We start from the raw sequence: 3182 nt of genomic DNA on the forward strand, positions 1-3182 counted from the left end.
TCGGCGCCGGCTTGCCAGCGCATTCTGGTCGCCACGTCAGACCCTTCCAACCAACGCAAATCCAGGATCTGGCCTTCGGTACCGTGACTACCATCTTAAGCGATGTGGCTGGTGGCACAGCGGCCATGACGGTGCGGATCACCTCCTCTGCACCCATGACGACTGCAGGGGCGTCAGCGCCGATCATTCCCATCATGAGTGCCAAACGGGGCGAGTACGAAGTCAGCGATGCTCCGCCCCTCACGCCCTCGACATCACCTTGCCTGCCAATGTCCCTCTAGCCGACGGCACCCATCCCGCAAAAATCGGTTACCCGCTGCTTGTCGGCATCGGAGACAGGATCGAGGGAGAGAAGATCTGTGGCATTCTTCAAAGTCAGAATCGGTCCTGTATGATCCGTCGGGCAGCGGAACTCGTCCAGGCACCGGATGGATCAGTTGATGGCCGAAGCAATTGTTTCGCGCATCGGCTGGAGAAGGTAGGAAATCAGGGTGCGTTCCCGCTTCTCGACCACGACTTCCGCCGGCATGCCGGGAAGGATTACGAGACCCTCCTGCCCATCCCGGGCATTGACCAGAACGCGCATGCCGTAATAGGGCGCCCCGGTTTTCGGATCGGTCAGGCGGTCGGCCGAGATGGAAAGAACCTGTCCGTGGCGGACCGGTGTCTCGACCTGGTTGAAGGAGGTAAAGCGGATCTCAGCCGGCATTCCGACCTTCAGGCCGTCGATGTCATCGGGTTTGATCTGGACCTCCGCCACGATCTGATCGCCATCGGGGATGATGTCGAGGATGCGGCTTCCCGGAGTGATCACGCCGTCGACGGTGTGGTGAGCCATGTCGACCACGGTACCCGAGTAGGGGGCGCGGACATCGAGGCGGGCGAGGTTCGCCTGTGCCGCGCCCAGCCGCTGCGAGGCTTCGAACAGTGAGGCCTGCGTCTTCCTGAGGTCGGATTCCAGCTGTTCCAGGAAGGTTCTTCCGATCTGCACAATCTGCAACTCGGCCTCGCCGATGCCCTGCCTGACCATCGCCATGCTCGAGACGATCTCACCCCGTTCGGCCGCGATCCGCTCGGCTTCGCGCTCATACTGGAGCACCTTGTTGCCGGGCGCATTGCCGCGCGCTGCCAGGCCGCGCAGCCCGGACAGCTCCCTCTCGATCAGCGCGCTCTGGGCTCGCTTCGCGCTTTCCTGGCCCCGCATCGCGTCGATCTGCTGCCTGGACTGGGCAATCCGGTTGCGCAGGATGGCGGTCTGGCCGTCCTGCGCCTGCCGACGGCTCTCGAACAGGCTTCTCTGGCCGGTCAGAATCGATGCCGGGCCCGGCTCCGTGCGGGCGCGCTCCAGCAGCTGGGACGGGAACTCCACGGACCGGGCTCCGGTGCGCTCCGCGATCATGCGGGCTTCCTCAGCCTGTCCCAGATCGACCTGACCGCGCAGCATATCGACCAGCGACTGTGTCTGAGTCGGATCGAGCCGGAGCAGGACGTCGCCGACTGCCACACGCTGGCCGTCGCGCACCAGAATTTCCCGGATGATGCCACCCTGCAGGTGCTGCGCTGATTTTCTGTGACTATCGACCGCGAGGGTACCGTTGGCAATGGCAGCGGTACTGAGATGGGCGGTATTGGACCACACAGCCAGACTGCCGAAGCTGACGGCGATCACGAGGCAGCCCGCCACGATGAGGCCGCGGCTGGAGACGGGATAAGCCGGCTTGCCGGTGGATCCCGTGGTCCGCTGCGGTGCGGAGGTGGCGAAAACTTCGATCAGATCGCTCATATCAAACAGCCTGCTGTTCAAAGTGGCCGGGTCCGGATACGAGCCGGTCACGGGTAGCGGCGCCGTTCTGACGGGCAGGGTCTATTTGGTTTCCGGTGGGCTGATCAGCGGCTCGTTCGCCGGCGGTGATGACGGACCTGGTGACGGCCGCCAGAACTTCGGCGCGATCCCCGATCAGCCGGATCCTTCCCGCTTCAAGGACCATGATCTGATCGGTGGCACTGAGGATGCTCGGGCGGTGGGAGATGATGACCACAGTCGTTCCGGCCGCCTTCATTTGGGAGACCGCATGCACCAGGGCCGCTTCGCCGTCGTCGTCGAGATTGGAATTCGGTTCGTCCAGCACGACGATCGCCGGATTGCCGAACACAGCGCGCGCCAGACCGATGCGCTGGCGCTGCCCGCCCGAGAGCGCACTGCCGCCCCTGCCGATCGACGTGTCGTATCCCTGCGGCAGCCTCAGGATAAGCTCATGGACGTCGGCCCGTCTGGCGGCCGCCACGATCGCCTCGCCGTCCAGGGTCCCGAACCGCGCGATGTTTTCCGCGATCGTGCCGTCGAACAGTTCGACATCCTGCGGCAGATAGCCGACAAAAGTACCGCGAGTCTCCGCGTCCCAGCTCTGGATGTCGGAACCGTCGAACCGCACGGTACCGGCATCGGGCCGCCAGGCGCCGACCAGCAGGCGGGCGAGGGTTGATTTGCCGGCCCCGCTGGGTCCGATGATGCCAAGGACCTGACCGCTGCCGAGCTCAAAGGTGAGATCTGATAAGGAGGGAGTATCGCGGCCGGGAGGTGTTGCACGGATGCTGTCGGCGCTGATAGCACCCGCGGGGCGGGGTGGATTGCTCCGGTCGGCCGCTCCCGTGGTTGCCGCCAGCAGGCCGTTCAGGCGGCGGTACGCGACGCGGGCGCCGAGGAACTGCTTCCAGATGCCGATGGCCTGCTCGACCGGTGCCAGCGCCCGGCCCATCAGCACCGAGGAAGCGATAATGCAGCCGGCCGACATTTGCTCGTGAATGGCGAGCCAGGCGCCGCCACCGAGCATGGCGGTCTGCAGCAGCAGGCGGGTATACTTGGTGAGACCCATGATCACGCCGGCGCGATCCGCTGCCAGGGCCTGGAGATGCAGGACATCGCCTTGCCTGGCCGCCCACCTGTGCCGGAAGTTCTGGAACATGCCCATTGCCTCGATCACCTCGGCATTGCGCATGCTGTCGTCGATCGCCCCGGACAGAGCCGAGGAAATCCTGCCGGCGGCCTCCAGCGGCTTTCTGGTGACGGCGTTGTTGGCAAACGCGAGCGCCAGCAGCACGCTGCCGCCGGCCAGTGCAATGAATCCCAGCATGGGGTGGAGGAGAAAGATGATCGCCAGGAAAATTGGCGCCCAAGGTGCGTC

Annotated in this window: 2 protein-coding genes; both read right to left on the minus strand. The window is 64.8% G+C overall.

Annotated elements, in window-relative coordinates; all coding sequences use genetic code 11:
- Positions 1–433 precede the first annotated feature (433 nt).
- The gene (locus AC5JJ6_RS05855) at positions 434–1783 is read right to left on the minus strand and encodes an HlyD family type I secretion periplasmic adaptor subunit (RefSeq protein WP_496041142.1); all 1350 of its coding nucleotides are present in this window, start codon (positions 1781–1783) and stop codon (positions 434–436) included.
- 1 nt (position 1784) lies between these two features.
- On the minus strand, positions 1785–3182 hold a 1398-nt coding region (locus AC5JJ6_RS05860; RefSeq protein ID WP_496041143.1), incomplete at its 5' end, for a type I secretion system permease/ATPase.

This window comes from Skermanella sp. (assembly GCF_059503625.1).